This window comes from Microbulbifer elongatus (assembly GCF_021165935.1).
GTDB classification, from domain to species: Bacteria; Pseudomonadota; Gammaproteobacteria; order Pseudomonadales; family Cellvibrionaceae; genus Microbulbifer; species Microbulbifer elongatus.
On the sequence record NZ_CP088953.1, the window covers coordinates 3,822,064 to 3,849,018 of the forward strand.

27 protein-coding genes are annotated in these 26,955 nt (G+C 55.6%); 9 read left to right on the plus strand and 18 right to left on the minus strand.

Annotated features, from left to right (window positions below):
• Nucleotides 1-7 precede the first annotated feature (7 nt).
• The 5 genes from LRR79_RS15800 to flgB form a co-directional block, all read right to left on the minus strand.
• Complete coding sequence (locus tag LRR79_RS15800; RefSeq protein ID WP_231758130.1) at nucleotides 8-763, minus strand: flagellar basal body rod protein FlgF; 756 nt, start codon at nucleotides 761-763, stop codon at nucleotides 8-10.
• A 26-nt stretch (nucleotides 764-789) separates the two neighbouring features.
• Nucleotides 790-1,980: a flagellar hook protein FlgE gene (flgE, locus tag LRR79_RS15805; RefSeq protein ID WP_231758131.1), complete on the minus strand. Its 1,191-nt coding sequence runs from the start codon at nucleotides 1,978-1,980 to the stop codon at nucleotides 790-792.
• Between the two features lie 42 nt (nucleotides 1,981-2,022).
• The gene (flgD, locus tag LRR79_RS15810; protein ID WP_231758132.1) at nucleotides 2,023-2,697 is read right to left on the minus strand and encodes a flagellar hook assembly protein FlgD; all 675 of its coding nucleotides are present in this window, start codon (nucleotides 2,695-2,697) and stop codon (nucleotides 2,023-2,025) included.
• Complete coding sequence (gene flgC, locus LRR79_RS15815; protein ID WP_231758133.1) at nucleotides 2,697-3,065, minus strand: flagellar basal body rod protein FlgC; 369 nt, start codon at nucleotides 3,063-3,065, stop codon at nucleotides 2,697-2,699. Before flgC ends, flgD begins: the two co-directional genes overlap by 1 nt.
• Before the next feature lie 98 nt (nucleotides 3,066-3,163).
• Complete coding sequence (flgB, locus tag LRR79_RS15820) at nucleotides 3,164-3,598, minus strand: flagellar basal body rod protein FlgB (protein ID WP_231758134.1); 435 nt, start codon at nucleotides 3,596-3,598, stop codon at nucleotides 3,164-3,166.
• A gap of 177 nt (nucleotides 3,599-3,775) precedes the next feature.
• On the opposite strand from flgB, the gene flgA reads away from it, so the two are divergent.
• The 5 genes from flgA to LRR79_RS15845 all read left to right on the plus strand — a co-directional run bounded on the left by flgA (nucleotide 3,776) and on the right by LRR79_RS15845 (nucleotide 7,250).
• Nucleotides 3,776-4,474, plus strand: a complete 699-nt coding sequence (flgA, locus tag LRR79_RS15825) for a flagellar basal body P-ring formation chaperone FlgA (protein ID WP_231758135.1) — start codon at nucleotides 3,776-3,778, stop codon at nucleotides 4,472-4,474.
• A 126-nt stretch (nucleotides 4,475-4,600) separates the two neighbouring features.
• Entirely contained in the window at nucleotides 4,601-4,885 is a 285-nt protein-coding gene (flgM, locus tag LRR79_RS15830) for a flagellar biosynthesis anti-sigma factor FlgM (protein WP_231758136.1), read from the plus strand.
• Complete coding sequence (locus LRR79_RS15835; protein WP_231758137.1) at nucleotides 4,882-5,331, plus strand: flagella synthesis protein FlgN; 450 nt, start codon at nucleotides 4,882-4,884, stop codon at nucleotides 5,329-5,331. Before flgM ends, LRR79_RS15835 begins: the two co-directional genes overlap by 4 nt.
• A gap of 86 nt (nucleotides 5,332-5,417) precedes the next feature.
• The gene (locus tag LRR79_RS15840) at nucleotides 5,418-6,662 is read left to right on the plus strand and encodes an EAL and HDOD domain-containing protein (RefSeq protein WP_231758138.1); all 1,245 of its coding nucleotides are present in this window, start codon (nucleotides 5,418-5,420) and stop codon (nucleotides 6,660-6,662) included.
• Between the two features lie 201 nt (nucleotides 6,663-6,863).
• Nucleotides 6,864-7,250, plus strand: coding sequence for an energy transducer TonB (locus LRR79_RS15845; RefSeq protein ID WP_231758139.1), 387 nt, complete (start codon nucleotides 6,864-6,866; stop codon nucleotides 7,248-7,250).
• Between the two features lie 68 nt (nucleotides 7,251-7,318).
• Here LRR79_RS15845 and LRR79_RS15850 read toward each other — a convergent pair whose 3' ends face one another.
• The 13 genes from LRR79_RS15850 to motA form a co-directional block, all read right to left on the minus strand.
• On the minus strand, nucleotides 7,319-8,101 hold the full coding sequence (locus LRR79_RS15850; protein ID WP_231758140.1) for an RNA polymerase sigma factor FliA: 783 nt from the start codon (nucleotides 8,099-8,101) through the stop codon (nucleotides 7,319-7,321).
• 63 nt (nucleotides 8,102-8,164) lie between these two features.
• Nucleotides 8,165-10,249 carry a flagellar biosynthesis protein FlhA gene (gene flhA / locus LRR79_RS15855; RefSeq protein WP_231758141.1) on the minus strand — a complete coding sequence of 695 codons (2,085 nt, stop codon included), beginning with the start codon at nucleotides 10,247-10,249 and terminating at the stop codon, nucleotides 8,165-8,167.
• Nucleotides 10,250-10,254: 5 nt separating this feature from the next.
• Entirely contained in the window at nucleotides 10,255-11,391 is a 1,137-nt protein-coding gene (gene flhB, locus LRR79_RS15860; protein ID WP_231758142.1) for a flagellar biosynthesis protein FlhB, read from the minus strand.
• A 128-nt stretch (nucleotides 11,392-11,519) separates the two neighbouring features.
• Nucleotides 11,520-12,212 carry a protein phosphatase CheZ gene (cheZ, locus tag LRR79_RS15865; protein ID WP_231758143.1) on the minus strand — a complete coding sequence of 231 codons (693 nt, stop codon included), beginning with the start codon at nucleotides 12,210-12,212 and terminating at the stop codon, nucleotides 11,520-11,522.
• Nucleotides 12,213-12,252: 40 nt separating this feature from the next.
• Nucleotides 12,253-12,639: a chemotaxis response regulator CheY gene (gene cheY, locus LRR79_RS15870; RefSeq protein WP_231758144.1), complete on the minus strand. Its 387-nt coding sequence runs from the start codon at nucleotides 12,637-12,639 to the stop codon at nucleotides 12,253-12,255.
• A gap of 48 nt (nucleotides 12,640-12,687) precedes the next feature.
• Nucleotides 12,688-14,451: a methyl-accepting chemotaxis protein gene (locus LRR79_RS17320; protein ID WP_269455087.1), complete on the minus strand. Its 1,764-nt coding sequence runs from the start codon at nucleotides 14,449-14,451 to the stop codon at nucleotides 12,688-12,690.
• Between the two features lie 55 nt (nucleotides 14,452-14,506).
• A complete protein-coding gene (locus LRR79_RS15885) occupies nucleotides 14,507-15,562 on the minus strand; it encodes a protein-glutamate methylesterase/protein-glutamine glutaminase (protein WP_231758145.1) in 1,056 nt (351 codons plus the stop codon).
• 197 nt (nucleotides 15,563-15,759) lie between these two features.
• A complete protein-coding gene (locus tag LRR79_RS15890) occupies nucleotides 15,760-16,596 on the minus strand; it encodes a CheR family methyltransferase (RefSeq protein WP_231758146.1) in 837 nt (278 codons plus the stop codon).
• A gap of 5 nt (nucleotides 16,597-16,601) precedes the next feature.
• Entirely contained in the window at nucleotides 16,602-18,275 is a 1,674-nt protein-coding gene (locus LRR79_RS15895; protein WP_231758147.1) for a methyl-accepting chemotaxis protein, read from the minus strand.
• Nucleotides 18,276-18,773 (minus strand): chemotaxis protein CheW, encoded by a 498-nt coding sequence (locus LRR79_RS15900; RefSeq protein WP_231758148.1) that lies wholly within the window; start codon nucleotides 18,771-18,773, stop codon nucleotides 18,276-18,278.
• Nucleotides 18,770-20,938 (minus strand): chemotaxis protein CheA, encoded by a 2,169-nt coding sequence (cheA, locus tag LRR79_RS15905; RefSeq protein WP_231758149.1) that lies wholly within the window; start codon nucleotides 20,936-20,938, stop codon nucleotides 18,770-18,772. The genes LRR79_RS15900 and cheA overlap by 4 nt, the downstream gene beginning before the upstream one ends.
• Nucleotides 20,935-21,807: a flagellar motor protein MotB gene (motB, locus tag LRR79_RS15910; protein WP_231758150.1), complete on the minus strand. Its 873-nt coding sequence runs from the start codon at nucleotides 21,805-21,807 to the stop codon at nucleotides 20,935-20,937. The genes cheA and motB overlap by 4 nt, the downstream gene beginning before the upstream one ends.
• Complete coding sequence (gene motA, locus LRR79_RS15915; protein ID WP_231758151.1) at nucleotides 21,804-22,667, minus strand: flagellar motor stator protein MotA; 864 nt, start codon at nucleotides 22,665-22,667, stop codon at nucleotides 21,804-21,806. Before motA ends, motB begins: the two co-directional genes overlap by 4 nt.
• Nucleotides 22,668-22,933: 266 nt before the next feature.
• On the opposite strand from motA, the gene LRR79_RS15920 reads away from it, so the two are divergent.
• The 4 genes from LRR79_RS15920 to tal all read left to right on the plus strand — a co-directional run bounded on the left by LRR79_RS15920 (nucleotide 22,934) and on the right by tal (nucleotide 26,952).
• Nucleotides 22,934-23,626 carry a glycerophosphodiester phosphodiesterase family protein gene (locus tag LRR79_RS15920; protein WP_231758152.1) on the plus strand — a complete coding sequence of 231 codons (693 nt, stop codon included), beginning with the start codon at nucleotides 22,934-22,936 and terminating at the stop codon, nucleotides 23,624-23,626.
• Nucleotides 23,610-24,818: a glycerol-3-phosphate dehydrogenase/oxidase gene (locus tag LRR79_RS15925; RefSeq protein WP_231758153.1), complete on the plus strand. Its 1,209-nt coding sequence runs from the start codon at nucleotides 23,610-23,612 to the stop codon at nucleotides 24,816-24,818. Before LRR79_RS15920 ends, LRR79_RS15925 begins: the two co-directional genes overlap by 17 nt.
• Before the next feature lie 210 nt (nucleotides 24,819-25,028).
• Complete coding sequence (gene dusA / locus LRR79_RS15930; protein WP_231760045.1) at nucleotides 25,029-25,964, plus strand: tRNA dihydrouridine(20/20a) synthase DusA; 936 nt, start codon at nucleotides 25,029-25,031, stop codon at nucleotides 25,962-25,964.
• A 43-nt stretch (nucleotides 25,965-26,007) separates the two neighbouring features.
• Complete coding sequence (gene tal / locus LRR79_RS15935; RefSeq protein WP_231758154.1) at nucleotides 26,008-26,952, plus strand: transaldolase; 945 nt, start codon at nucleotides 26,008-26,010, stop codon at nucleotides 26,950-26,952.
• Nucleotides 26,953-26,955 lie beyond the last annotated feature (3 nt).

Consider the following 26,955-nt stretch of genomic DNA (forward strand, 5'->3'; position numbering starts at 1 on the left):
CCGACGGTTAATCCAGTGACAACAGGCTGTCGGCCTGACGGCCATTTTCATCGGCGCTTTCGATGACCTTGAGCTGCATGTCGTAGCGCCGCGCGTTGTCGATCATGGCCACCATGGATTCGACTGGACTCACATTGCTGCCCTCGAGAGAGCCGGAGATCAAACGCGCCTGCTCGTTCTGTGCCAGTGGAATTACATTGCCTGCCATATCCGGTACAGCGCGGAAAAGTCCATCTGTACCGCGCTGAAGCCCCCCATCATCCGGAGTCACGAGCTTCAGGCGGGCTACCTGTACCAATGCTTCAGGATCTTCGCCGGCCCCAATAGCGCTGATGGTGCCATCAACTCCGATAGAGATACGGGCACCGAGAGGCATTATCACCGGCCCGTTTTCTCCCATTACCGGGTGGCCGGCAGAAGAAAGCATACCGGTAGCATCAACCTGTAAATCACCGCGACGGGTATACGCCTCACTTCCATCGCTGCTTTGTACCGCGAGCCAGGCATTACCCTGTAATGCGATATCCAGCTCGCGTCCAGTGGCATTCACCGGACCCGAGCGAAAATCTGCTCCTGGTGTAGAAGCGACCACTGACGTCCGGGTAGCCAACAGCGCATCTCCCTGAACTGGCACCGCGCGCAACGCATACAACTGCGCGCGAAAACCAGAAGTAGTGGCATTGGCCAGGTTATTGCTCACCACCGATTGCTGCTCCATACTCTGGCGAGCACCACTCATGGCGGTGTACAGAAGGCGATCCATATTCTTTCCCCTCTATACCAGAGACATCAGCGCAGGTTCACCGCAGCCTGAAGCACTTCATCCTGCACTTTGATGGTCTGCGTATTCGCCTGATAATTGCGCTGAGCGACAATCAGGTCTACCAGTTCGCGGGTAAGATCCACATTGGAAGTTTCCACAGCGCCAGATTCCAGGGTACCAAACTGGCCAACACCAGCCAGACCCAGCAGTGGTTGCCCGGAACTACCGGTTTCTACCCATACATTATCGCCATTGGGGGAAAGGCCTTCTGGATTACGAAAATTTGCCAAGGTAATTACCCCGAGCACCTGACTTTTCTCATTGGCGTAATTGCCCCGCAGGGTTCCATCATCGTCAAATGTTATCCCGACCAACGCACCTGCAGCATAGCCATTCTGATCGAGGGAATTCAGGGCGAAGTCATTGCCGAATTGAGTGGATCCATCAAAACGGATATCGAAATCCAGGACATCGGCGCCGCCACCTGGTGCGAAACTATAGGTAGGAAACGTGCTTCCCGGTTCATTCAAACTGCCATTGTTGTCAAACACCAGTTGACCAACATTGGCAGAGTCGGCGTTGCCATCCACTGCCACACGGACTTCCCAGACGTTATCTGCGGTCTTGGTGAAATAGGTCGTCATAGTGTGCTGAATTCCAAGTGAATCGTACACAGTGCCGGTGTTGGCATAGGAATAGGTGCCGCTATCGGTGGTATCGAACGGAAAAGCCGTGCGGTCGACAGTATCGACTGTGGCGTCCAGATTCATAGAAATATCCACACCAGAGGTCGGCGTTGCGTTCATGGCGTCGGCGGGAACCCGGAGCTCCACTGGCTGGCCACCGGTGCCCACTCCAGCAGGAAAGCCGGTCAAGCGCGCTCCCTGCGCATTCTGCAGATAACCATCTGCGGTGAGAGTAAGTTGTCCATTACGGGAGTAAACTACTTCACCGCCCTGGGTAAAGCGAAAGAACCCGTTACCATTGATCCCGAGATCCAGGCTTCGCCCAGTGGCTTCCAATGTACCATTGGAAAAGTCCTGTAAGACTGCGGCCACACGGTTGCCCTGGCCAGCCAGTGCACCGGTGTATACATCAGCAAACTGAACACTGGACCCTTTAAACCCTACCGTCTGGGAGTTGGCAATATTGTTACCGACAACATCGAGATTGACCGCTGCGGAGTTGAGTCCGCTCAATGCCTGTGAAAAACCCATAATCAGTACCTGTTATTCTAAAAGTTGATGACGCGTTACCGCTCAGAGAATCTGGCGAATCTCATCTAGACTCACCGGGTCGGTGATACCACCGAGATCCAGTTTCGGAGCGCCCTGAGCGTCGAGGTTGACACCACTCACCAGGGCGTAATTCAAAGCACGGGCGACAAGAGATTCGCCATTGGCAGTCGCGCTGGCGGATACATGATAGGAACCTGCTGGTGCCGCTGTTCCCTCGTTGGTCATACCATCCCAGGTGAATGATTCCACCCCGGCCTCAAGCGAGAAAGGTTCGAAGGTACGTACCACTTCACCAGCCGCATTGCGAATGATGATATGCACTTCATCTGCCGCACTAGGGATTTCGATACCAAAAGGCGTGGTTGCCCCCTCCTCACCCACCAGCACACGATCACCTTCCACCAGTACGCCCTTGCCGATCATATCCGCGGCCTGCAACATCTGACTGGTATCCAACTGCCCATTAATACCCGCCAGGGTCTCGTTGAGACTTTCGATACCACTGACCGTGTTGATCTGGGCCAACTGGGATGTCATCTCGGCATTCTCCATCGGATTCATTGGATCCTGATTCTGGAGTTGCGCCACAAGTAACGTCATAAAACTAGACTGCATGTCCGCAGCCCCACTACTGGAACCAGCTGTCGCGTTCAATGCACTACGCACACCGCTATCAATAACATTTTCCACGGCCATTAATTTTCTCCCAACGTGAGCGTTTTCAGCATCAGCTGCTTGCTGGTGTTCATCACTTCCACATTCGCCTGATAGGAGCGAGACGCGGCAATCATGTCGACCATTTCATTGACCGGCTCCACATTCGGCAAACTGACGTAACCTGCCTCATCAGCCAGGGGGTGGTCCGGGCGATACTCCTGACGCAGCGGCGCTGAGTCTTCTACCAACCCGCGCACACGCACCCCACCAATGCCACCATTCTCTTGCTGACGCGCGGCAAAAATCAGGTGCTTTGCGCGGTAAGCTTCTCCATTTGGCCCTGCAACGCTGTCCGCATTGGCAAGATTACTCGCAGTCACATTCATGCGCTGCCCTTGCGCCGCCATCGCGGATCCTGATATCTCAAAAATAGAAAACATCGAAACGCTACACTCCTTCGAATTTATTAGGTATTGCTCTGATCGCACTGATCATCTGGTTTCATCTATTCCGGTTGCATTGCCGACTTGAGCCCACGAATACGACTATTGAGCAGTGTGAGGGCAGCCTGATAACGCACCGCATTGTCGGTAAACCGACTGCGCTCCTGATCCATACTCACCGTATTTCCATCCAGACTCGGCTGATCCGGCACCCGGTAAAGCATACTGGGCCCGCTGTTAATGCCCCCTTGTGTCGCGATGTGATTCGATGAAGTCATCGTCAGTGCCAGAGTATTACCCTCACGACTGATATTCCGACCCCCGATCTCCGCGCCAGCCGTGGCCTGAGCCAATGCACGGGAGAAGTTGAAATCTCGCGCCTTGTAATTCGGGGTGTCCGCATTGGCAATATTGTTAGCCAACACCTGTTGCCGCCGGTCGCGCAGACTTAGCGCTTCGCTGTCGAATTTGAGCGCTGCGGAAAGCCGATCAATCATACAGGTTCTCCCGGTTTTACCTTTTCAAGATAAAGACTACAGATAGAGCCGACTACGCAAAACTGAAAATAGGCGGCGCTTTTTCCTCTATTTCTCCCCTTCAGAAAAGTGGATGCTAAATACAATATGCCGTAATTCGCGACCCACCGCTTTGCACTGAGTAAACAGGTCATCGTCATGCATCGTGCGCTTTCCATCACTCTGACACTGCTCACAGTCATCCCCCTCCTTAGTGAAGCAAAAACAACACATGACGAACAAAAACCGGAAACGATGGCTCACCGGCTTCTCGCCGAGAGAACTACGCATCTCGGCGAGCGAGTGGAAATACAAGTACAGAAGGGTGCCCGCCACTGGGACCAATGCCACGCTCTTAGCGCGTTCCTGCCAGAAAACAGCACGGTACAGTGGGGCCGTATGACGGTAGGTATACGCTGCCTGAATGCACCACACACTCGCTATCTTCAAGCGCTGATCCGCGCTTTCGGACACTACTGGGTACCCAGGGAAAATCTACCAGCAGGTACTGAGCTTACAGCCGCAATGCTTAAGCGCGTCGAGGGCGAACTCAGCGCACTCCCACGGGGAGCGCTGCGCGAGCGTTCGCAGATTATTGGCAAGATAGCCAGTCGACCTTTGCGCTCAAGCAAAGTATTACAACGCCACCAACTGAAATCGCGACCGCTGGTAAGCCGCCGCCAACCGGTAACGCTGGTCGCTTCGGGACAGGGCTTTCATATTGCGCGCGAAGGACTGGCAATGGATGAGGGTACCCAGGGAGAAAAGGTGAGAGTTCGACTGCATAACCGCAAAATTCTCTCTGGCTATGTAACCGGCCCGTCACTGGTTGATATCCATCCACCTACAGGGCAATAGCTCCCGCCAAACGGGTTGCATCGAGCGGCCACCTCCGACCAAAGATGCGACATACGTCACAAAAATATATTCAAGTCGGACCTGCAAGCGCCGATATAGCGTAGGAAGAACAACGGAGACCGCCGCGTGAAAATCCAGAACATTACCCAACTGACGCCCGCCAACACTCCTCGCGAGAAGCCGGCAAGCGCACCGGTGGAGTCTGCAGCGAACCCCGGCGCCGCCGGGACACTCAAGAACGTTAGTCAGCTACACCAACCAGCTGCAGATAGTAGCCAGGATATTGACACACTGCGGGTGGAAGAGCTTCGTGAAGCGATCGCGTCGGGTACGTTTGAAATTCGCGTAGAACGAATCGCCGAAGGTTTGATCGCCAGTCTGCGGGAGCAGGAAGGCTTGGAAGAGCCGTGAACCTGCATCAATTTCTTCAACAATACCGGCTGAGCGTAGAGCAACTAAAACAACTACTGTTTGAGGAACGAGCTCAGCTCAGCGCGGGAACGGTGGATGGGCAGAAATTGACCGATATCGCCGAGCGCAAGCGCGACAGCCTACAAAGATTAAACCGCTATGAGCAGAAACGGCGCCAGACCTTACAACAGTTAGGCTATACGAATAGCCGCAAAGGCGACGAACTGGCCGCACGTGACGCCGGCTGCCTTAGTTTCTGGCAAGAGCTCATCGCGCTCACTGGTGAAGCCGAGCGGCTCAACCGGGCAAACGGTACCGTGATCGCGCTCCGTGCCGCGAGTAATCAACGTTTACTGAATGCTTTACAGGAAGCTGCTGGAAAGGGGCTTTACGGCCCAGACGGCCGCGCTCGCAATCAGAATAGTAAGGTTAGCTCGCGCGTATAAGCGTTTTAGAGAGAATATTCACCCTGCCGATTCTCACGCCATAATTACTGCCCCCGCCTCCCAATCTAGACTCAGGAGTCCTCAACGTGACATCACTTGCTCAAGCAATCAGTGACGACACTCTGGATGTTTTACTGGCCTGCCGGCCAGTATTCACCCGCAACCACGATGTCGCTGCATTTGAATTACTACTACAGAGCGAAACAGCCCGAAAAGGTGCCACTCTCAGAGAGATTGAGGCCAGTAGCCCGATCATAATGGGTAACTACAATCAAGTTTATCAACGGGGCCAAACAAAGAGCGTACCTGGCTTTCTGAAAGTAACAGACGACGTCATTTTTGCACCCGGCTTGCCGACATTGTCTCAACAGCACTACATACTGGAAGTGGCCGAGGATGTGCTTCTGACTTCCGAGCGGGTAGAGCGCCTTAAGGAAATGGCCAAACGAGGCTACCGCATAGCATTATCCAGCTATGACCCGGATGACGTAGAGCTGGACGCTCTGCTGGATGTAGTCCATATCGTCAAGCTGGATACAGATCAAATGAGCGATACACAACTGCGTACCGCTATAACGAAGCTCCGCACTCATGGAGTAGAAACGCTTGCGGACAATCTGAAAACCAGAGAACGCTTCGCTACCTGTGTAAAACTGGGCTTCACTTACTACCAGGGCGACTTTCTCAGTGTTCCTTCTCCGGTAAAAGGTAAAAAGATAAGTGGCAACAAAGCACTACTGCTTGAGCTTCTGAATGAACTGCAAAACCCAACCGCTTCTCCAGTGCGACTGGAAGAAATCGCATTGCAGGATGCCAAACTCACGTACCGCATTCTTAAACTGGTTAATTCTGCGGCGGTCAGTTTGCACCGGGAAGTCCGGTCGATCTCTCAAGCAATCGGTTTGCTGGGAATGAAAGAAATTCAGCGCTGGGCAAGCCTGTTCCTGATCGAAGGCGAGCAAGGTAAACCTGAAGAACTGACTCGCAAGATGCTGATTCGTGGACGCATGTGTGAAGTGCTCGCCGAAATATGTGGCAATGGGAACGCTAGTGACAACTTTATTGTCGGTCTGCTTTCACTCCTGGACGCGATGATGGACATTGCCATGGAAGAGCTGATGCAGCAAGTACCACTCAGCCAAGGTGTGAAAGATGCTTTACTACACCGAAACGGTAATTTGGGGAATATTTTGAATGAAGTCGAGCTTTACGAACAAGGCCGATTCTCAGAACTTTCGCTAATAGCAAGCCAGCCGATCTATGAAACCGCGTATCGCCATAGTGTTTCCTGGGCGAGACAGGCTCAACAAGCCCTGAACGGGGACCTTTAAGCGGGTACATAATGCAAAGCGCTTAATAAATTACGCTCTCACAGGGGCACATCAGGCCCGACGAAGGTCCCACTTCGCCGGGCTTTTCTATACTCTAAAGCTTTTCCAAGCATGGCCGATGATACTCATAGCGGGAGCAACTACCCTCCTGTATCGCAAACTCACAGTCAGTACCGAAACGCTAACTACCGGAAAACAGCCATGAAAGCTTTACATTTTGCATTGGCTCTGCCACTACTGGCAGCGAGCCTGTCTGTAGACGCCGCACCTCGCCTGAGTGGCGTCAAACAACAAGGCGATGTCGAGAGTTATTCCGATGCTCTGAACCGCCACACCGTCAAAAATATTCGATACCCATCTCGCGCTCAACAACGCGGTTGGGAGGGTGAAGTTGTTCTTAAGATCGTCGTCGATAAAAAAGGTGAGGTACAGGATATTCAGGTTATCGAAGAGTCCAGTTATTCCAGCCTGAACCGGGAAGCACTTCGCAGCGTCGAGCGCGCAAATCCATATCCTCAGATACCATCACATCTCGGTGTGGAAACGTTTAGTTTTACTGTACCGATCCGTTTCTCTCTTGGCAGTTGATTTACGATTGCGCTTATTCGACGGCGGTTCCTCCGACGTCTTTTTTACTTACGGAACATTCCTACGGCTTACTCAACGAGTCGCGCTCGCAGACGCTTGATTGCCTGGCTGTGCAACTGGCATACCCTTGACTCAGTCACTCCGAGAACAGCCCCTATTTCCTTCAGGTTTAGATCTTCTTGATAGTACAGTGCCATCAGCAATTTTTCTCGCTCAGGGAGCTTCTCAATCGCGTTGAGTAGGTCACGTTTACGCTCGCCTTCCAACAGTGCGGCGAAGGGTGTTGCTGGGGAGCCCGCACCCGCCTCTGGCTCTCCGCTTTCAGCAACTATCTCTTCGAAGGGTAAAAGGTGCCCGCAATTTGTGTCCTGTAAGAGCTGATGGTACTCATCGGCGGACATACCCATTGCCGAGGATATTTCCCGTTCATCCGCAGCGCGGCCAAGGCGCTGTTCAAGCTTCTGGAGCTGCTGATCAAGCAGTCGTGCGTTGCGGCGGACACTGCGAGGAAGCCAATCGCGGGTACGCAGCTCATCAATCATTGCGCCGCGCACACGCTGGTTAGCGAAAGTAGAAAAGCTGGCTCCGGCATTGGGATCAAACCGCTGCAAGGCGTCGAGCAACCCAACCATACCAGCCTGAATCAAGTCATCCAGGTCAACTCCAGCGGGCAGTTTCACCTGGAGTGACAAAGCCTGACGCCTCACTGCAGGAAGATGCTCTTCCAGTAGCGCATCACGATTGATCGTTCCCTGTGCTGTATACATTGCAACTCCCCAGCCACCTTTTAGATTGTGATGATGGCCCAACAGATTCTTTTTATAGCTGCCGGAGCCAATATCATTATTCACTCGAGGGGAAATTCCTATTCAGGGAATAGAAGTCGTTGCGTATGTCTTTTCAAGCCTTAAGTATCATGCGGGTGCCCCGGATCGGTCACCAATCAGGTTTGTAATTTTCACCATACGATCATCGGGAATTTCAGCTAATGAAAGCACCGCCATCCGCCTCAAGCGACGGCGCAGGAAATGTGCTAGCAATGGTCGCAGATTATGATTTACAACAAGCACTGGAGGATCTCCGGCGGTTTCCTGACGCTCGATGGCAGCGGCGGCCTGAGACATCAACGTATCAGCAAGCCCCGGTTCCAGAGCACCACCGCTTTCCAAAGCTTGAGATAGCACCTGTTCCAGCTGGCTATCCAAGCCCATAACTCTGAGCTCACTGTTACCGGGAAACCACTGGTGAGCAAGCACTCGCCCCAGGGCAAGACGTACTCTCGCGGTCAGCTCAGGGACATCGAGATTCTGTTCACCCTGATCCGCAAGCACGTCGAGAATACTACGCATATCACGAATGGGGACTTCTTCATCGAGCAGGTTCTGTAAAATTCGCTGCAGGGTTGTGAGGGATACGGTTTTCGGCACTACCTCTTCCACCAGGCTCTTACTGTCGCCTGACAGCTTGTCCAGCAGCTGTTGAACTTCTTGACGGCCAAGCATTTCTGCACAATGCCGATGCAGCAGGTGGTTGAAGTGTGTCGCCACGACGGTGCCGGCATCCACTACTGTGAAACCATATACCTGCGCCTGCTCGCGCTGATCTTGCTCAATCCATACCGCGGGCAAACCAAACGCCGGTTCCTCTGTGACCGTTCCTTTAAGCTCACCACTAACTTGTCCCGGGTTGATTGCCAGCCACTTACCCGGATGCGCCTCACCTCTGCCAACTTCAGCGCCTTTCAGGTTGATCACGTAGGTGTTCGACGATAATTCCAGGTCGTCACGAATATGTACAACAGGGGGTAGAAACCCAATGTCCTTGGCAAATTTTTTACGCACACTTTTAATTCGCCCGAGAAGCTCTCCCTGTTGGCGTTGATCTACCAACGGTATCAATCGATGGCCAACTTCCAGACCAAGAGTGTCAATAAGCTCCACATCGTCCCAACTGGCTTCTGGCGCTTCCGGCTCGATATCGGGTTCTGAATGCATCTGTTCCTTCACCATCTCCTCGTCTTTTCGCCGCCCCATCCACCAGGCAATACCTGCAAGAGCCGCAGTAAAAAGTAGGAACACCAGGTTAGGCATACCGGGAACCAGCCCCAGCAATCCCATCACCCCCGCAGCGAGATACAGCACCCGGGGGTTGGTGAGCAACTGCTCTATCATCTGCTGGCCAACATCCTGATCGGTGTTGACCCGCGATACGGTGACACCCGCGGCCGTAGAAATGACCAGCGCAGGAATCTGGGCAACCAGCCCGTCGCCGATGGTGAGCAAAGTGTATGTGCGGGCGGCCTCTCCAAACGAAAGGTCGTGCTGCATGGTACCGATCAACAGACCGCCGATCACATTCACTGCCATAATGACCAAACCGGCAACTGCATCCCCGCGTACAAACTTACTCGCCCCGTCCATGGACCCGTAAAAGTCCGCTTCCTGCGCCACCTCTGTGCGCCGCGTACGCGCTTCTTCCTCGCCAATCAGGCCCGCGTTCAGGTCCGCATCGATTGCCATCTGTTTTCCGGGCATCGCATCAAGCATAAAGCGTGCACCTACTTCCGCAATCCGCCCAGCACCCTTGGTAATCACCATAAAGTTGATTACAACAAGAATCAGAAATACAACCAGCCCCACGGCAAAGTTACCACCCACCAGAAACTGGCCAAAAGCTTCGATCACCTTGCCCGCGGCAGCCCCCCCGGTGTGCCCCTCCATCAATACAACGCGTGTCGATGCAACATTAAGTGCGAGACGCAAAAGCGTGGTAAATAGCAGCACTGCGGGAAAAGCCGCAAAATCCAGCGCGCGCAAGGTAAACATGCTTACCAGCAACACCATCAGGGACAGCGCAATGTTGAAGGTAAAAAACATGTCCAGCGCAAAGGGCGGTAGCGGCAGGATCAGCATCGACATGATCAGCAGGATCAACACCGGGCCAGCCAGGACTCTGCCCGCTGGCAGCGAAAATTGGTTGCTGCCAAAATAGGAACTCATGGGTTTCACGGATCTACCTCTAACTCTTCAGGTACCGGGAACTGCTCCGGCGTTACGGGTGGGGCTTCGCCCTGCTGTTTAGCGCGGCGCAACTGCATGGCCCAGGCGAGCACTTCAGCTACCGCGGTATACAGGGGGGCGGGAATCTCGTGCTCGAGATCAACATGGCGGTACAGGGACCGTGCCAGCGGTGGCGCTTCGAGACGCGGAATACCGTACTCGTCTCCCAAGGCGCGTATACGCGCGGCAACCGCTTCCACACCTTTCGCGACTACCCGCGGTGCAGTCATGCGGCTTTCATCGTAGCGCAGTGCGACTGCGTACCGGGTGGGGTTGGTGATGATCACATCCGCTTCCGGAACCTGAGTCATCATCCGGTTGCGGGCCATGGTCTGCTGTTGCTGTCGAATTCGTGCTTTAAGCTGAGGGTCGCCCTCGCTCTCCTTGAACTCACGGCGCACTTCTTCTTTGCTCATGCGCAGTTTCTTGGCGTGACTCCAGAGCTGATAGGGCGCATCAATTGCCACCACCAGAATCAAAGAAAATGCCATTAACCCGCAGGCTTCCGCAGCCAGGCGCAGGGCGGACGCCATGGCCCGTTCGGTTCCCAGATCCATCAGTGCGAGAAATTCACCGCGTCGGTCAAACAAAAACAGTGCGAGCACAGTGCCCACAAGTACAGATTTTGCGATGGCCTTGCCAAGTTCTGCCAATGCCTGGGAGGAAAACTGCCGTTTGAGTCCCTTGACCGGGTTAAGTTTGGAAAGCTGTGGTTTGAGAGATTTGGCGGAGATCAGGAAACCGCCCAAGAGGTTAGGTGCAAACAGAGCCACCGCAGCGAATAGCGCGAATAGCGGAACCAGAGCCAACAGGCTGTGGGCGGTGAGATGCGCACTGGTACTGACCATGACCGCGGGGTCAAATGCCCGCTGCCGGTCAAACAGGAAGGATTGCTCCATCATCAGTCCCAGCTGCGCGAATAGTGTCGGACCCAGCGCCCACAGGCCACCGAGGCCAGTGCACAGTAGCATGACCGTTGCAAGCTCTCTGGAGCGCGCCACCTGACCGTCCTCACGGGCCTTCTCAAGGCGCCGGGGAGTGGCGGCTTCTGTTTTGTCCTGATCCTGGCTATCGTCAGCCATCTCGGCATCCGGTGGTTATCGGGTGCCGGCCATTGTCGGCCAATAGGGAGACCACTAAAGGCCTAAAAAGGGGAACAACAAGGCGCTATTTCAGCGTAGCGCCCTCTACCCGAGATCGAGATGGGTACTCAGAAACCCAGCTCTTCCAACAGGTCATCCACCTGGTCCTGACTGCTGACAACGTCTTCGGCTTCAGCGTTGATCTGGGGGCCATTAACCAGAGACGACTCCTCCCTACGCTGGTTATCTGCGGCGGATCCGTCTTCAAGGCGACGCCGGAAAGCCTCCCGCTCATCGCCTTCCGGCACACTTTCCAAGAGTACCTGCAGTAACTGACGTTCGACTTCCTGAATGACTTCCATCATCTTCTTGATGACCTGACCTGTCAGGTCCTGGAAGTCCTGGGCCATCATTATTTCCAACAGTTCTTTGTTGGTCTCACGAGCCATGGTGGGTACGGCCGAGAGATAGTCTCGGGTTTCCCGAACCAACTCACGCGCCTCATCCAGCTCCTTGGGGTTTTCAAACCAGGACTGCCACTGCTGGTCCAGTGCCTGAGCGCGCGACTCGATTTCATTTTGCAGGGGCTGTGCGCGATCAACACAGTTAAGCGCACGTTCCGCAGCCTGTTCGGTCATAGAAGCGACATAATCAAGCCGTGCACGGGCATCCGGTATAGCCTTGGCTGCTTTCTCGACTTCTTTATCGAGGCCCAATTCGCGCATGCTGTCACGTAGCATTCTCGTCAACTGGCCGATTCGAACCACCAGCTCGTCGCTTTGCGCATTGTCGAAGCTGACTGGCTTTAACTCAGTATTCACGATCACTTCTCCTTCCCGGAAGAAGCGGGTATCAGCGCGCTCATTTTCCCAGCTTCTCAAAAATTTTAGTCAGCTTTTCTTCCAGCGTCGCCGCAGTGAACGGTTTGACGATGTAGCCATTGGCACCGGCCTGAGCCGCCGCGACAATATTTTCCTTTTTTGCCTCCGCCGTAACCATCAAGACCGGTAGAGACTTGGTAGCCTCGTTCGCACGAATATCTTTGAGCATGTCCAGACCATTGAGGTTTGGCATATTCCAGTCGGAAACCACGAATTCGAAGCCACCGCCGTTCACCTTCGCGAGCCCTTCCTGACCATCTTCTGCTTCGTCCACATTATTGAAGCCAAGTTCCTTGAGCAGGCTGCGAATGATTCGCCGCATGGTGGGGAAGTCGTCCACCACCAGAATCTTCATGTTCTTGTCCATTGACTGCACTCTCCGTCTTAACGCTTTCGCAAACCTTTCAGATCAAAGTTAAAATTCTTCCCATTCATCTTCACCGGCTGTCGCCAGCTCATGGGCACCCTTCTCTGGAACTGGGCTTTTCTTCAGATCACCCGATTCCTGTGTATCCGCCGCTTCTGTCGACGCCATGCGAGTCCCCTTTTCTTTGGTAGCAGAGATTGCCTCTGGATTGGCCGCTAAAGATAAAAATCCGCTTTCATCTTCAGATTCACTGGTGAGTCGGAAAATGGCCACAGCTTCTTCCAATCGCTGTGCTTGTGACTCCAGGGATGCCGCTGCAGCAGATGCCTTTTCGACGAGTGTTGCGTTCTGCTGTGTGGACTCATCCATTTGGCTCACGGCACGGCTGACCTGTTCAATTCCGCTGCTCTGCTCCTGAGAGGCCGCTGATATTTCGTCCATGATATCGGTAACGCGCTTAACCGCATCTACGACTTCTTTCATGGTATCGCCTGCCTGATTCACAAGGGACGCGCCCTGCTCTACTTCCAGTACTGAATTCTCGATCAGCGATTTAATCTGACGTGCAGCATCGGCGCTGTTACCGGCCAAATTACGTACCTCTCCGGCCACCACCGCAAATCCGCGCCCCTGCTCACCGGCGCGTGCGGCCTCTACAGAGGCATTCAGCGCGAGAATATTCGTTTGGAAGGCAATGGAGTCGATCATGCCGGTAATTTCCGCGACCTTACGGGAGCTTTCGGTAATTCCTTGCATTTTGCTGGATACTTGCTGCATTACATCGCCACCACGAATGGCTGTACCCGATGCATCATTGGCAAGGCCGCTGGCCTGACGCGCATTATCCGCATTCTGTTTCACGGTAGCCGTCAACTCTTCCATGCTAGTGGCAGTTTCTTCCAATGATGCTGCCTGTTGTTCAGTGCGTGCAGACAAGTCGATATTGCCGCGAGCAATTTCCGACGACCCACTGTAAATGGACGTGCTGCCGGTACGCACCTGAGTCACAATGCGACTCAGACTACGCTGTACTTCACGCATGGCGTTGAACAGCTGGCCGATTTCATTGCCACCGTGATCACTGATGGGACGAGAGAGATCGGCTTGCGCGATACTCTGAAGGTTTTCCATCGCCTCACCCAGTGGTCGCACCACGATATTGCGCAGTAACAGGTAGATCAGCGCCAGAGTAACGGCAATGAACGCAATGACGATGATACCGATTATGCCGTAGTGGCGGGTGGTATCCCTGTACCCCTGCATGATTGCTTCGCTCTGTACACCGGCCTGGTCCAGTAACGACAGCAATGCCACATTGAGATCATCACTGAATACACTGATATCTTCCTTGCGCTCGTTGTAACTTTCCAGGTCTGGTTTTTCCTGAACCAGAAGCTGGTACTCCGCATCCAGTTCATTGAGCATTTCGGTAAACACAAGAGAAAGCTCCGCAAACGCTTCTCTTTCTTCTTCCGTCATTTCAATACTCGAAAGCCGGTCAAACTCTGAATGCGTCTGCTTAAGGGTTTCACCTACGCCCTTCAAGTACGTTTTCGCACTCAGGTTGCGTCCGTGCTCCAGCTCACCAGCAGCAAGATTCATTTCAATCATGCTTTTATTCAGAGTTGAATACGCGCGAAATACGTCGTGCATCACCTGGACATTAACCCGGTGAAGTGTACGAATAGAATCATCACCAACCTGGTTAGTAGCCATTCGAAGGGCAACCAATGTGCCCATCAACAGGGTGCAACACAGCAGTACCCCGGCCACTACCGTGTTGATATTGAGGTTTCTGATCAGTTTCATCATGGCCGGCGTTTCTCCTCGTCGGTAATCCTGGAACTAAGTTTCATTTCGTACTTTGCTAAACACGCTGTGCGTGCCCAGATGCGGCTGCCAACGAAAGCATCTGCTCGGCAATGCGGTCCAAAGCCACTACGTTTTGAGCCCCTCCGATGGCGATTGCCTCCCTCGGCATACCAAACACCAGAGATGTGGATTCGTCCTGAGCAAGTGTGGCAGCGCCTGCCTCTCGCATGGCCAGCAGCCCAGCGGCACCATCCCGGCCCATACCAGTCAGCAACGCACCAATGGCGTTGCGACCGGCCAATTCCGCGGCCGACTCAAATAGAACATCGACCGAGGGGCGATGCCGGTTGACTGCCGGACCAGCATCCAACACCACCAAATAGTTGGCACCGCTTCGCCCCAATCTCAGATGCTGGTCCCCAGGAGCGATATACGCGTGCCCGGGCAGGACACGCTCTCCGTGTACCGCTTCTTTCACCTGTATCCGGCACAAGCGATTCAGCCGCTCGGCAAACGAGCGTGTAAACCCGCTGGGCATATGTTGAGCGATTAGAATCGCCGGGCTGTTGGCCGGTAATGGCTCAAGTACGCGACGAATCGCTTCCGGGCCGCCGGTGGAAGCGCCAATAATCATGAGCTTTTCACTCGAAACCATCACCGATTCCAGCGCGGGCTGAGGCTCCTTCTTTCGCACCATCTGACGGGCCGGCTGCGCGCGCACTGCTGCGCGGATTTTTTCAGCAATCTGCTGACCGTACACCAAAAGCCCGCTGCGAATCCCAAGCTGTGGCTTGGCGACAAAATCCACTGCTCCAAGCTCCAGTGCGCGCAGGGTAATTTCAGAGCCGGACCTGGTGAGCGATGAGACCATCACTACCGGCATCGGGCGCAGACGCATCAGCCGCTCAAGAAAATCCAGCCCATCCATCCGTGGCATTTCCACATCCAATGTGAGCACATCCGGATTCAGGCGTTTAATCAGGTCCCGTGCTACCAGCGGATCGGGCGCAACCGCAACCACTTCCATATCGGTTTGGCCATCTATAATTTCGCGCATAAGCCCGCGAATAAGTGCCGAGTCGTCGACACAGAGCACTTTTATTTTTTCCATGGGTAACGTCTGCTCTCCCGCTTTCGCTACAGCGCTATCTTTTACACGGACCTTGCATGCTGACGGGAACCGCAGCCATGAGATCGGGTATTAACTGAACCTGTAGTATTCATCGGCCGCTGCTCACAGGGCTTTAGGGAGGGAGAGAAGGTTTTTCCTCTGGCGCTATACCATCGTCTAGCGGCTGCCGTGGGAGATCAGGCGAGCGTATAGACAGTCTGCCCACGAAGACGGAAGCTCTGAGTAATATTTGTAAAATTCTCAGAGTGACCGACAAACAACAATCCGTCCTTCTTCAGTAACCGCGCAAAGCGCTCAAGTAGCCGGGTGTGGGTATCCCGGTCAAAGTAAATCATTACGTTGCGACAGAAGATCGCGTCAAAACGCCCCTGTACCGGCCAGTGCTGGCCAATCAGATTTAGCCGCTCAAAGCGAACCTGCCGGGCCAATTCCGGGCGCACGCGAACGTATCCGCTGCGCCGGCCACTCCCCTTGAGGAAACAGCGCCGCATGCGCTCATCAGACACTTGCCGTCGTACCTGTTCCAGCGAATAGATCCCACTGCGTGCCCGTGCCAGTGCTTCGCTATCAATATCCGAGGCAAATATTTCGAGCTTTGCCAGTGTTGGGAGAGCTTCCCCCAGTGCCATGGCGATGGAATAGGGCTCTTCACCCGTCGAAGCACCGGCGCTCCAGATCCTGACCGGATCCCGCCGGTCTTTTATATGTGAAACCAACAAATCAAAATGGTGGGACTCCCGGAAAAATGCAGTGAGATTGGTGGTCAGTGCGTTGACAAATTCCTGCCACGCCTCCTGTTCCGAACCATCAATCAGCCACTTGAGATAATCACTGAAACGCCGCAGACCGCGATTACGGACACAGCGCCCAAGGCGGCTGTACACCATATCCCGTTTATGCTCAGCGAGGACGATACCAGCCCGCTCGGCAATCAGCGCGCGAATACGCTGGAAATCCCGGTCAGTGAATTCCAGCTCTCGCTGATTGGCTGGCTCAACTGCTACCTGGTTCACACCGGTCAACCTGCGCTCGCCTGGCTTTCCGCAGGTATATTCACAGCAGGTTGCTCACAAAGACGACCGGCGGCTTTAGTAGACGCCAATCCCGGGGATTTTTTCTCCGAGACAGAATTGTCCAGAGAAAATACGGTCACAGCCTGGGAGAGACGCGCCATACGTACCTGTAGTGCTGCTGAAGATTCGGCGATCGCCCGCACCTTGTCCGCATTCTGCTTGGTAACTTCATCCATTTGTGCAACAGCCAGATTGATGTGGCCAATACCAGTACTCTGTTCCGCAGAGGCCGTGGAGATTTCTCGCATGATGTCACTCACGCGGGTTACTGATTCCACGACGTCAGCAATCGACGAACCCGCCTGCCTTACCAGCTCGGCGCCGCCGTTAACCTCCCGATTCGAACCGTCGATCAGTCCGCGAATTTCCTTGGCAGCGTCGGCCGAGCGCCCGGCGAGATTCCGCACCTCCTGTGCGACTACGGCGAAGCCTCGGCCGTGCTCGCCGGCACGAGCAGCTTCCACCGACGCGTTGAGCGCGAGAATATTGGTCTGAAAGGCGATGCCATCAATGGTCTCGATGATCGCCGCCATCTGCTTGGAGCTCTGGGTTATACGCTGCATGGTTTCCACGACCTGCCCCATGATTTCGCCACTCACTTTCACCTCTCGGGACGCGCGCTCCGCAAGACCAAATGCCTGCTGTGCATTGTCCGCATTCTGGCCTACGGTGATGGTGATTTCTTCCATACTGGAGGCCGTCTGCTGCAGCGATGCCGCCTGCTGATGGGTACGCGATGCCAGATCATCGTTGCCGTCCGCAATCGTACGCGCGGAGGGTACGGAAACCGCGACGCTCGCGCTTACCTCACTCACAATATCGTGGAGGCTCCGGTGCATGACGGTAAGGGCATGTGCAAGAGGCGACATTTCACCATTCGCTCCAGTGGGGGCCTGTGTACCCAGGTTCCCGGCGGCAATCTGCAAAATAAACTTCTGCATGTCCTGCACCGGACGCAGAACGCTGCGCGCCAGGGAAACGGTAAGCCCCGCCAATAGCGTAAACCCGGCAACCGCCCCAATAAGGGGCGTATTTGCTCCATACAGGGAGGTTGCAGACAGAGCTCCAAGTAAAAGTGAAATTCCGGACAGTCCCGCCAGGGCACCCAGGCGAATTTTGAGAGAGGCTCTTGTGGCGCGCTGCCACCAGCCTTTCGGACCGCGGTGCAGCAGTTCGCCACGGCACAGTGTCAAGTTACCGCCGCGGCCTTCACGCAGGTCCTGATACCAGGATTCTGCCTGTTCAATCTCTCGTCGCTCCGCCCTGAGACGCACGGATACATACCCGGTGACCTGCCCGGCATCCATAACCGGCGTGACATGCGCACGCACCCAGTAAAAACCGCCATCCTTTCGGCGGTTTTTTACCAGCCCGATCCAGACCTCTCCTTTGCGGATGGTCTGCCACAGGTTGGCAAAAGCCTGCGGCGGCATATCCGGGTGGCGAACAATATTGTGATTTGCTCCGATCAACTCATCCTGTGAATACCCGCTTACCTCCACGAAGGCGGAGTTTGCATACACAATCCGTCCACGCAAGTCGGTTCGGGAGATCAGAAAATCTTTTTCGCGCAGGGCGTATTCCCGGTTGGTTACCGGCTGGTTGTTTTTCATGGACATTTACTCTCCGGCTTCAGCAACCAGCGCCATTTCGCGGCTGGTCAGTAGCTTTTCAATATCCACAAGAACCAGCATGCGGTGCTCGAGGTTACCCAACCCGCTGATGTAATCCAGCGGCAGGCTGACACCAAATTCCGGAGCAGGTTTGATCTGCTCATCGCTGAGGGTCATTACGTCAGATACCCGGTCTACTACGATCCCCACCACGCGTTCGGCAATATTCACCACAATCACAACGGTTTGGTCATCATATACTGCGTCAGAAAGGCGAAACTTGATGCGCAGATCAACAATGGGAACGATTACCCCGCGCAGATTGGATACGCCCTTGATGAAGTCCGGCGCATTGGCAATCCGAGTGACATTGTCATAACCGCGAATCTCCTGAACTTTCAGGATATCGATGGCGTACTCCTCTTCGCCCAGGGAGAACACCAGAAATTCCCGATCCCTGGCCAGTGCCGTGGATGTTTTCTCAGCTACGCCAACATAACTCATGCGTTTACTCCCTCTACATTGGATACTGTCCGCTGGGCCGGTTGAGCGGTGGCGGATCGGGTCGAATTTGTGTGGCCGGACTCAAGAGTGGACGGGTGCGAGGACTGGGGTATGGAGTGGAAAGCCCCCTCGGTTTTCTTACTCTGATGCAGACGATGCAGGTCAGCGATATCCAGGATGAGCGATACACTGCCATCGCCCAGAATGGTGGCCGCAGAAATACCGGGGACCTTGCGGTAGTTGGTTTCCAGGTTTTTTACAACCACCTGCTGCTGACCGATCAGCTCATCCACCAGCAGTGCATAGCGGCGACCCTGACCGTGCACGATCACCGCGATCGCCTCTGTGGGGTCAGTAACAGCGCCGATCACGTCCAGTGCGGCATGCACAGAAAGTAGCGGTAGATAGTCATCGCGCACTTTCAACAGAAGGTCCTCTCCCGCCATGGGATAAAGATCCTCACTGCGGGGCTGTAGTGATTCGATGACACCACTCACTGGCAGTACAAAGGTTTCACTGCCTACACGAACGGACATGCCATCGAGGATCGCCAGTGTCAGCGGCAGGACAATGCGTGTGGTGGTACCATTGCCGGGCCGGGAATCGATCTCCACATGCCCGCCCATGGCTTCGATATTGCGCTTCACCACATCCATACCGACGCCGCGCCCGGAAACATCACTGACTTCCGCCGCAGTGGAAAACCCCGGGGCGAAAATTAACTGCCAGACATCCTCGTCGCTCATGCTTTCTGAAATAGAGAGCCCGTTAGCGGCGGCCTTGGCGAGAATTTTTTCGCGATTGAGACCGCCGCCGTCGTCGCTGACTTCAATCAGGATATTGCCACCCTGATGTTGCGCAGAGAGTAACAGGTTACCGGTGCGTGACTTCCCAGCGGCTTCCCGCTGTTCGGGCGACTCAATACCATGGTCGAGGCTATTGCGCACCAGATGCGTCAACGGATCGATAATGCGCTCGGTCAGCCCTTTGTCCAGCTCGGTGGACTTACCCTCGGTGATCAGTTCAATTTCTTTACCAAGTTTTCCGGCAAGGTCGCGCACCAGGCGAGGAAAGCGGCTGAACACGTAGTCCATCGGCACCATGCGCACCGACATTACGGCTTCCTGCAGATCCCGCGCGGTGCGCGACAACAGACTTAGGCCACTGCTGAGTTTACTATCGCGGTCACTGCCAGAATCCTCCACTACCTGATCGAGCATCGACTGGGTAATAACCAGCTCACCGACCAGGTTGATGATCTGGTCTACTTTGGAAACCGGTACCCGGATGGATGCACTCTCGCCGCCCCCCGCTGTTTTTGTCGCGGGCTTGCGAGCCGCTGGCGGTGTTACAGACTGTTCTTGTCTCGCCGCGCCTGGTTTTTCCGGTTCTTTAAGAACGGAATCTGGCACAGGGTTTGGTGTCTTTTCCTCGGGCCCGACAGCAGCCAGCGGAGCGATTTCCAACTGGTCCGGCTCGGTCACGAAGCACAGTACCGCTTCGATATCATCGATACCGAGTGACGAAACGAGCACAACTTCATAGCGATTTTCATCACCCGATTCGTTTTCCACACTGCCCAGGTGTGCCAGCTCTTCGATCAACAGACGGCGATCTTTCTCTGCGACCTTGAGCAGCGCAACCTGATAGCGACCGGTATCCGCTGGGACTGCAGTCTCGGCTTGCGCCGGTGTCTTGGCGGCCTCTATGGCCGCATCTTCGGAGCCGGTTTTAGCAGCTACTGTGGTTTCAGCTGCACCTTCTACATCTTCGCCAATCTCTTCCAGCGCAAGCTGTCGCAACACCTGACAAATGTATTCCAGAGCTTCCGGGTCCGGTTCGACACTCTGGCGATAGGCATCCAGTTGGTCATTCAGCATGTCTTTGGTTTCCAGAAATACGTCGATGAGATCGCGGCGCAAGGTGAGCTGCCCACAGCGCGCGTGGTCAAGAAGGTTTTCCAGCAGATGGGTCGTGCGCTGCAGAGCTTCGAACCCGAATGTACCGGCACCACCCTTGATAGAGTGCGCCGCGCGAAAAATTGCATTCAGCTGCTCCGGGTCCGGAGCATCCACATCGAGCTCAAGCAGGTGCTGCTCCATTTCTGTGAGCAGCTCGCCCGCCTCCTCAAAAAACGTGTCGTAAAAGTCTGTAATATCCATCATCGCTCCTGCAGGGCATGCAGTGGCTCGGCTCTACCACCCGCGCGGATACGCAGTGCGGCATCCGCGCTCAAAACCAGCAGACTGATCCGTCGATTCACCGCGTCGCCCGGGTGACTGCCAGGAATGGGATTTCGATCGCCCATGCCAATAACCCGCAACATCTTTTCACTATTGAGCCCGCCAGCAACCAGTTCACGGCGACAGGCGTTCGCCCGATCTGCGGATAGCTCCCAGTTGCTATACCCGGTATCTCCCGCGGCATAGTTCAGGCTATCGGTGTGGCCGCTGATACTCACGGCGTTCGGTAACTCGTTCAGCAATGGGGCCATCGCGCGAATCAACTTGCGCATATGCGATTCCAGGCGATCACTGCCGAGCTGGAACATGGAGCGTTGCTCGGTATCTAACATCTGTATACGCAGCCCTTCCGGCGTCATTTCGAAACGAACCTGATCGCGCAGTTCCCACAGCTCAGAATCGCGCTGAATGACACTCTCGATCCGGAACCGCAGCTCCATTAATGTGCGGCGCACGTCATCCGGCAACCGTTGACTGCGCAGATCCACGTGGGCGCGCTCACCACTGACATGTGCGGGGTCGGCCCCTCCGCCCGGGATGACGCTGGTGCTAGCGCTTTTGCGATCGCCTTTACTCAGAGCCACCGCGAGCGGCGTGCGGAAATATTCCGCCAGCCCCTGCAATTCTTGCGGTGACGCATTGGACACGATCCACATCACCAGAAACAGCGCCATCAAGGCGGTCATCAGGTCAGCAAGAGCGATTTTCCAGGCACCGCCATGATGAGCGGCATGCACTTTACGTGAACGTCGTACGACTATCCGCCGCTCACCTTTCGCTAGACTATTCATGCCGCGTTGAGGGTTGGCCGGACATGGTCTTCCAGTTCGCCAAACGAGGGGCGATCACTGGTATCAAGCGTCTTGCGACCGAACTCTACCGCCAGCTGCGGGGCGTAACCATTCAGGTTGGCAAGTAGTGTTACCCGGACACACTGAAGCACCTTTACCGCTTCCTGTACCTGCCGCTCAATACGACTGGCAAGGGGATTAACGAATCCGTAGGCGAGAAGAATTCCCACAAAGGTGCCCACTAGCGCATGTGCCACCATGAGGCCAATCTCACCCGCTGCGGCATCAGCCGACGCAAGCGCTTTAACCACCCCCAAAACTGCGGCAACGATACCGAAAGCAGGCAAAGCGTCACCCACCTTCAGTAGCGCGTCGGCCGGTACCCGAGCCTCGTGTTCGAAGGCTTCGATCTCATGGGTCATAAGCTCATCCAACTCCAGCGGATCCATACTCCCACTCACCATCAGCCGCAAATAATCCGTAGTGAAACTCATGATCATGGGGTCCCGGGCAACACGGGGGAACTCACCAAATATCTCGCTCTCCTGTGGCGCTTCGATATCCTTCTCAATGCCAATTGCGCCATCGCGACGCATCTTCCATAGCAATTTGTACTGCAGGGCCATGAGATCCATGTAAATGGACTTGTCATACTTCGCGGAACGTTTGAGGCGAGAGAGGCTACGCACGGTACTGCGGATTGCCTTGCCATTGTTCGACGCAAGAAAAGAACCCAGAGCCGCGCCACCTATTATCAAGAACTCCATCGGTTGATAGAGGGGCCCCAAATGACCGCCAGACATGGCAAAGCCGCCAAATACAGAGACGATAACGACAATAAACCCGATGAACACCAGCACAAAAAATCCCCCCTGCCTCACAAGCCATGTGGAAAGCTATCGGCATCTCTACGCCAATCTTGAGGCGCGAATTGAGGAGCTGTAGAAAAAACCGTCATGCTACCGACGCCATTGTTGACGCGCACTGGTTGCAAGGTGCTGTGCAGGAACTATTTTCATTAGGTATGCATCCTCTTTCACGGCGCTAACCCGACAGTTACCAGGCCCACCTATAAGGATGCGTGGAAGGAAGTACTCGAATAACCTTATCCCGGAAGCACGCAACCATGCTGATCGCGCATTTAGGCGACAAAATACACCACCCGGAAAACACCCTTGCGGCCTTCGAGGCTGCGCATGGTCTTGGCGCCTGTGCAATTGCCACGGAAGTGCAGTTCAGCAAGGATCAGACCCCCTGGTGTTGTGCCGGTGACGGGCTTGAGATTCCACAGGCAGCAATTTCAGCCCCACTGCGCAGACTGAAAGACAAGGATCTGCGAACGTTGCCGCTCAGTAACTTTCAGCAACTGGTGGACTGGGCCGGTCGCCATCGCCATCTTGAATGGTTTGTGGAGTTGAGCCCGGATACCCTCACACTGACAGCACCCGAGAAGGCGATTCAGCGTCTGCTGGACGAGATTCCAGGCTCCACCGACAACTTTGTCCTGCTCACTTCCGATCTGCGCAGCCTGCGCCTGGCGCGCAATATGGGGTTCGACCTGGTGGCCTTGCGGGTACCCAATGTATCCCGCTGCCTGTCCGCGGATGTGGTGACACTGGCGCCCGATTATCTGCTGATTGACCAGTCGACGGTGGACTGTCAGGAACTCCCACCGGGGCCCTGGCAGTGGGTGGTACATGAGATCAATACCACCCAGGGCGCCGTGCACTGGCGCCACCGCGGTGCCCACCACATACTTACCGGCAACCTCCCCTTACTCATGCGCTCGCGAGAGGCAAGCAATGTCTACGGAATATGATGTTCTTGTTGTTGGTGCGGGTATTCAGGGTGCCGGGGTCGCCGAGGCACTGACTGCGGCAGGGTATCGGGTAGCCATCCTGGAGCAGGAATCGGTTGCTTACGGTACCTCGTCGCGCTCGTCCAAGCTGATCCATGGCGGGCTGCGCTATCTCGAGAGCGGACAGATTTCTCTGGTTCGGGAATGCCTGAAAGAGCGGCGCTGGCTGCTCAATCACAAGCCGGATCTGGTACATATGGTGCCCTTTCTGATTCCGGTATATCGCCACAGTCGCCGCGCGCCCTGGAAAATTCGTGTGGGGCTGTCGCTGTATGCATTGCTGGCGGGCCTGTTCTCTTCCCAGTCCCGTTTCCGCAAGGTCGACATTCACGACTACGAGGCCCTGTGTGGCCTGAACAGTGATAACCTCATTGCGGTGTATCGTTACTTCGATGCGCAAACCGACGACGCTGCGCTCACTCAGGAAGTCATCCGCACTGCGGTACGCGGCGGGGCCGAACTGATCTGTCCGGGTAGCCTGGTTGGTGCAGAGGTGACCGACCGCTTTGTGCGTGCGGACTACTTCCATCAGGGGCAATTAAATACCCTGCATTGCCGGGCGCTGGTGAACTGCACCGGCCCCTGGATCGACGACACCAACAGCAAGTGCTCCCCCGGCGCGAAGCTGCCACCACTGGAGCTGGTGGCGGGTACGCATATCCAGGTGCCGCTGAAACTGGCCAACAAAATTTTTTATGTGGAAGCGGAAGACGGACGCGCCGTATTCGTGATGCCCTGGCAGGGTGAAACACTGGTGGGAACCACCGAGCGCCCTTACCACGGCGATCCGTCCGAGCTGACGCCCACGCTGGAAGAGAAAGCCTATCTGCTGCGTACCCTGAAGCAGTACTTCCCGGAGACCCGGCCACTGCAGTTGAGCGAATTGAGCGACAGCTTTGCCGGCCTGCGGGTCTTGCCGCACGCCAACAAAAACCCTTTCTCGCGTAGCCGCGAGACCATGATCTGCTGCGACAACGACAAGCTGCCGCGCATTGTGGCAGTCGCCGGGGGCAAACTCACCAGCTACCGTGCCACCGCGCGCAGTGTGCTGAAGAAACTGCGACCGCAACTGGAAGCCCGCCGCCCATGGCCCCAGGCCGCTGCCGCCTCGGCAGAGAGCAATCAGGAAGGCGCGAAAGAGCGCAACCTGTGAGCCCAGGCTCTACCTTGCCACCGAATGCGCAGGGTTGAGCCCGCCCCTGTTATACTGCGGGCCGTTTTTCCGCCTGATTTGCTGTTTATGTCCGACATCCCATCTGCCAATACTCCGGTCCTCCCATCCGCCGGGAAACCAGATCCCAATACCCGCTCCACCTCTGGCAGTGCCACGCCGGTGTCACACCGCTTCTGCACCGCGCCGCTGATGGACTGGAGCGACCGGCATTGCCGCTACTTCTGGCGTCTGTTCAGCAAGCACGCACTGCTCTATACGGAGATGGTGACCACCGGCGCGATTCTGTTTGGCGACAAGCACAGCCACCTGGATTTCAATGTGGAAGAGCAGCCGGTAGCGCTGCAGCTGGGAGGCAGCGACCCGGAGGATCTGGCGCGCTGTACCGAGATCGCTGAGCAATGGGGCTACAGTGAAGTAAACCTGAACTGTGGCTGCCCCAGCGACCGAGTCAAGAAGGGGCGCTTTGGCGCCTGCCTGATGGCAGAACCGGATCTTGTTGCAGAGTGCCTGGGGGCGATGCGCAGTGCGGTTTCGATTCCGGTGACGGTGAAACACCGCATTGGCATCGACGATATGGAAGATTATCCAGGGCTCACGCGTTTTGTGGAGGCCCAGGCGAAGGCCGGTATTACCACGTTTATTGTGCATGCACGCAAGGCCTGGCTGAACGGGCTGAGCCCGAAAGAGAATCGCGAGGTACCACCACTCAAGTATGAGATGGTGCATCGGCTGAAGCGGGACTACCCGGAGCTGGAAATTGTCCTCAACGGCGGCATCAATTCCATCGAAGAGTGTGAGATGCATCTACAGCAACTGGACGGTGTTATGCTCGGGCGCGCCGCCTACCAGACACCGACGCTGCTGGCGGACGTGGACGCCACCCTGTTTGGTGGGGACGCGGGGCCAACACCCGCGCAAGTGGTACGGCAGATGTTGCCGTATATTGAGCACGAGATGACCAGGGGCCAGAGTCTCAAGCATATTACCCGACACATGATGGGACTCTTTCAGGGTGTTCCCGGGGCGCGCCGGTATCGCCGTCATCTGAGTGAGCACGCACATACCGCCGGCGCTGGGCCGGAAGTGCTGGAACAGGCACTGGCCATGGTCACCGACGCCGCTTGATACAACAGAGAATTTTACTTTCTTAAAATAAGGATGTGGGGAAATGAACAAACTGGAACAATTGAAACAGCGCAGCCTGGTGGTCGCCGATACCGGCGATATCGAGGCAATTCGCCGCTACCAACCGCAGGATGCCACCACAAACCCCTCCCTGCTGTACAAAGCCGCACAGCTGCCGCAATACCAGCAGCACCTGAAAGACGCCCTGGCGTGGGCGGAGAAAAGTGGCGGTGACGTGATTGCGCAGGCCTCGATGAAACTCGCGGTTTCCATCGGCAAAGAGATTCTGCAGATCGTGCCCGGTGTGGTCTCCACGGAAGTGGACGCGCGCCTGTCGTTTGATACCCGCGCCAGTGTGGAGTATGCCCGCAAGCTGATTGCCCTGTACGAACAGGATGGTGTGGCCCGCGAGCGCGTTCTGATCAAGCTCGCCTCCACCTGGGAAGGTATCGCCGCCGCATCCGTGCTGGAGCGCGAGGGCATTCACTGCAACCTGACCCTGCTGTTCAGCCAGTGCCAGGCGGTTGCCTGTGCGGAGGCCGGTGTGACACTGATTTCGCCGTTTGTGGGGCGTATTCTCGACTGGTACAAAGCCAGTACCGGACGCGATGACTACACCGCCGCAGATGACCCCGGCGTGCTTTCTGTCACCCGTATTTATGAGTACTACAAATCTCGCGGCTACCCCACCATCGTGATGGGCGCCAGCTTCCGCAATACCGGTGAAATCGAAGCGCTGGCGGGCTGCGACAAGCTCACCATAAGCCCCCAGCTGCTGCAGGAGCTACAGGATGATGACGGTGAGCTGGCAGAGGGCCTGGGCGGCGAGACCACGGCGCAGTCCAAGCCGGAGGCACCGCTGTCGGAAGCCGAGTTCCGCTATCAGTTGAATGCCGACGCCATGGCCACAGAAAAGCTCGCGGAGGGCATCCGTAATTTCGTCGCGGACCAGCTGAAGCTGGAGCAACTGCTACAGGACGCGCGCTGATAT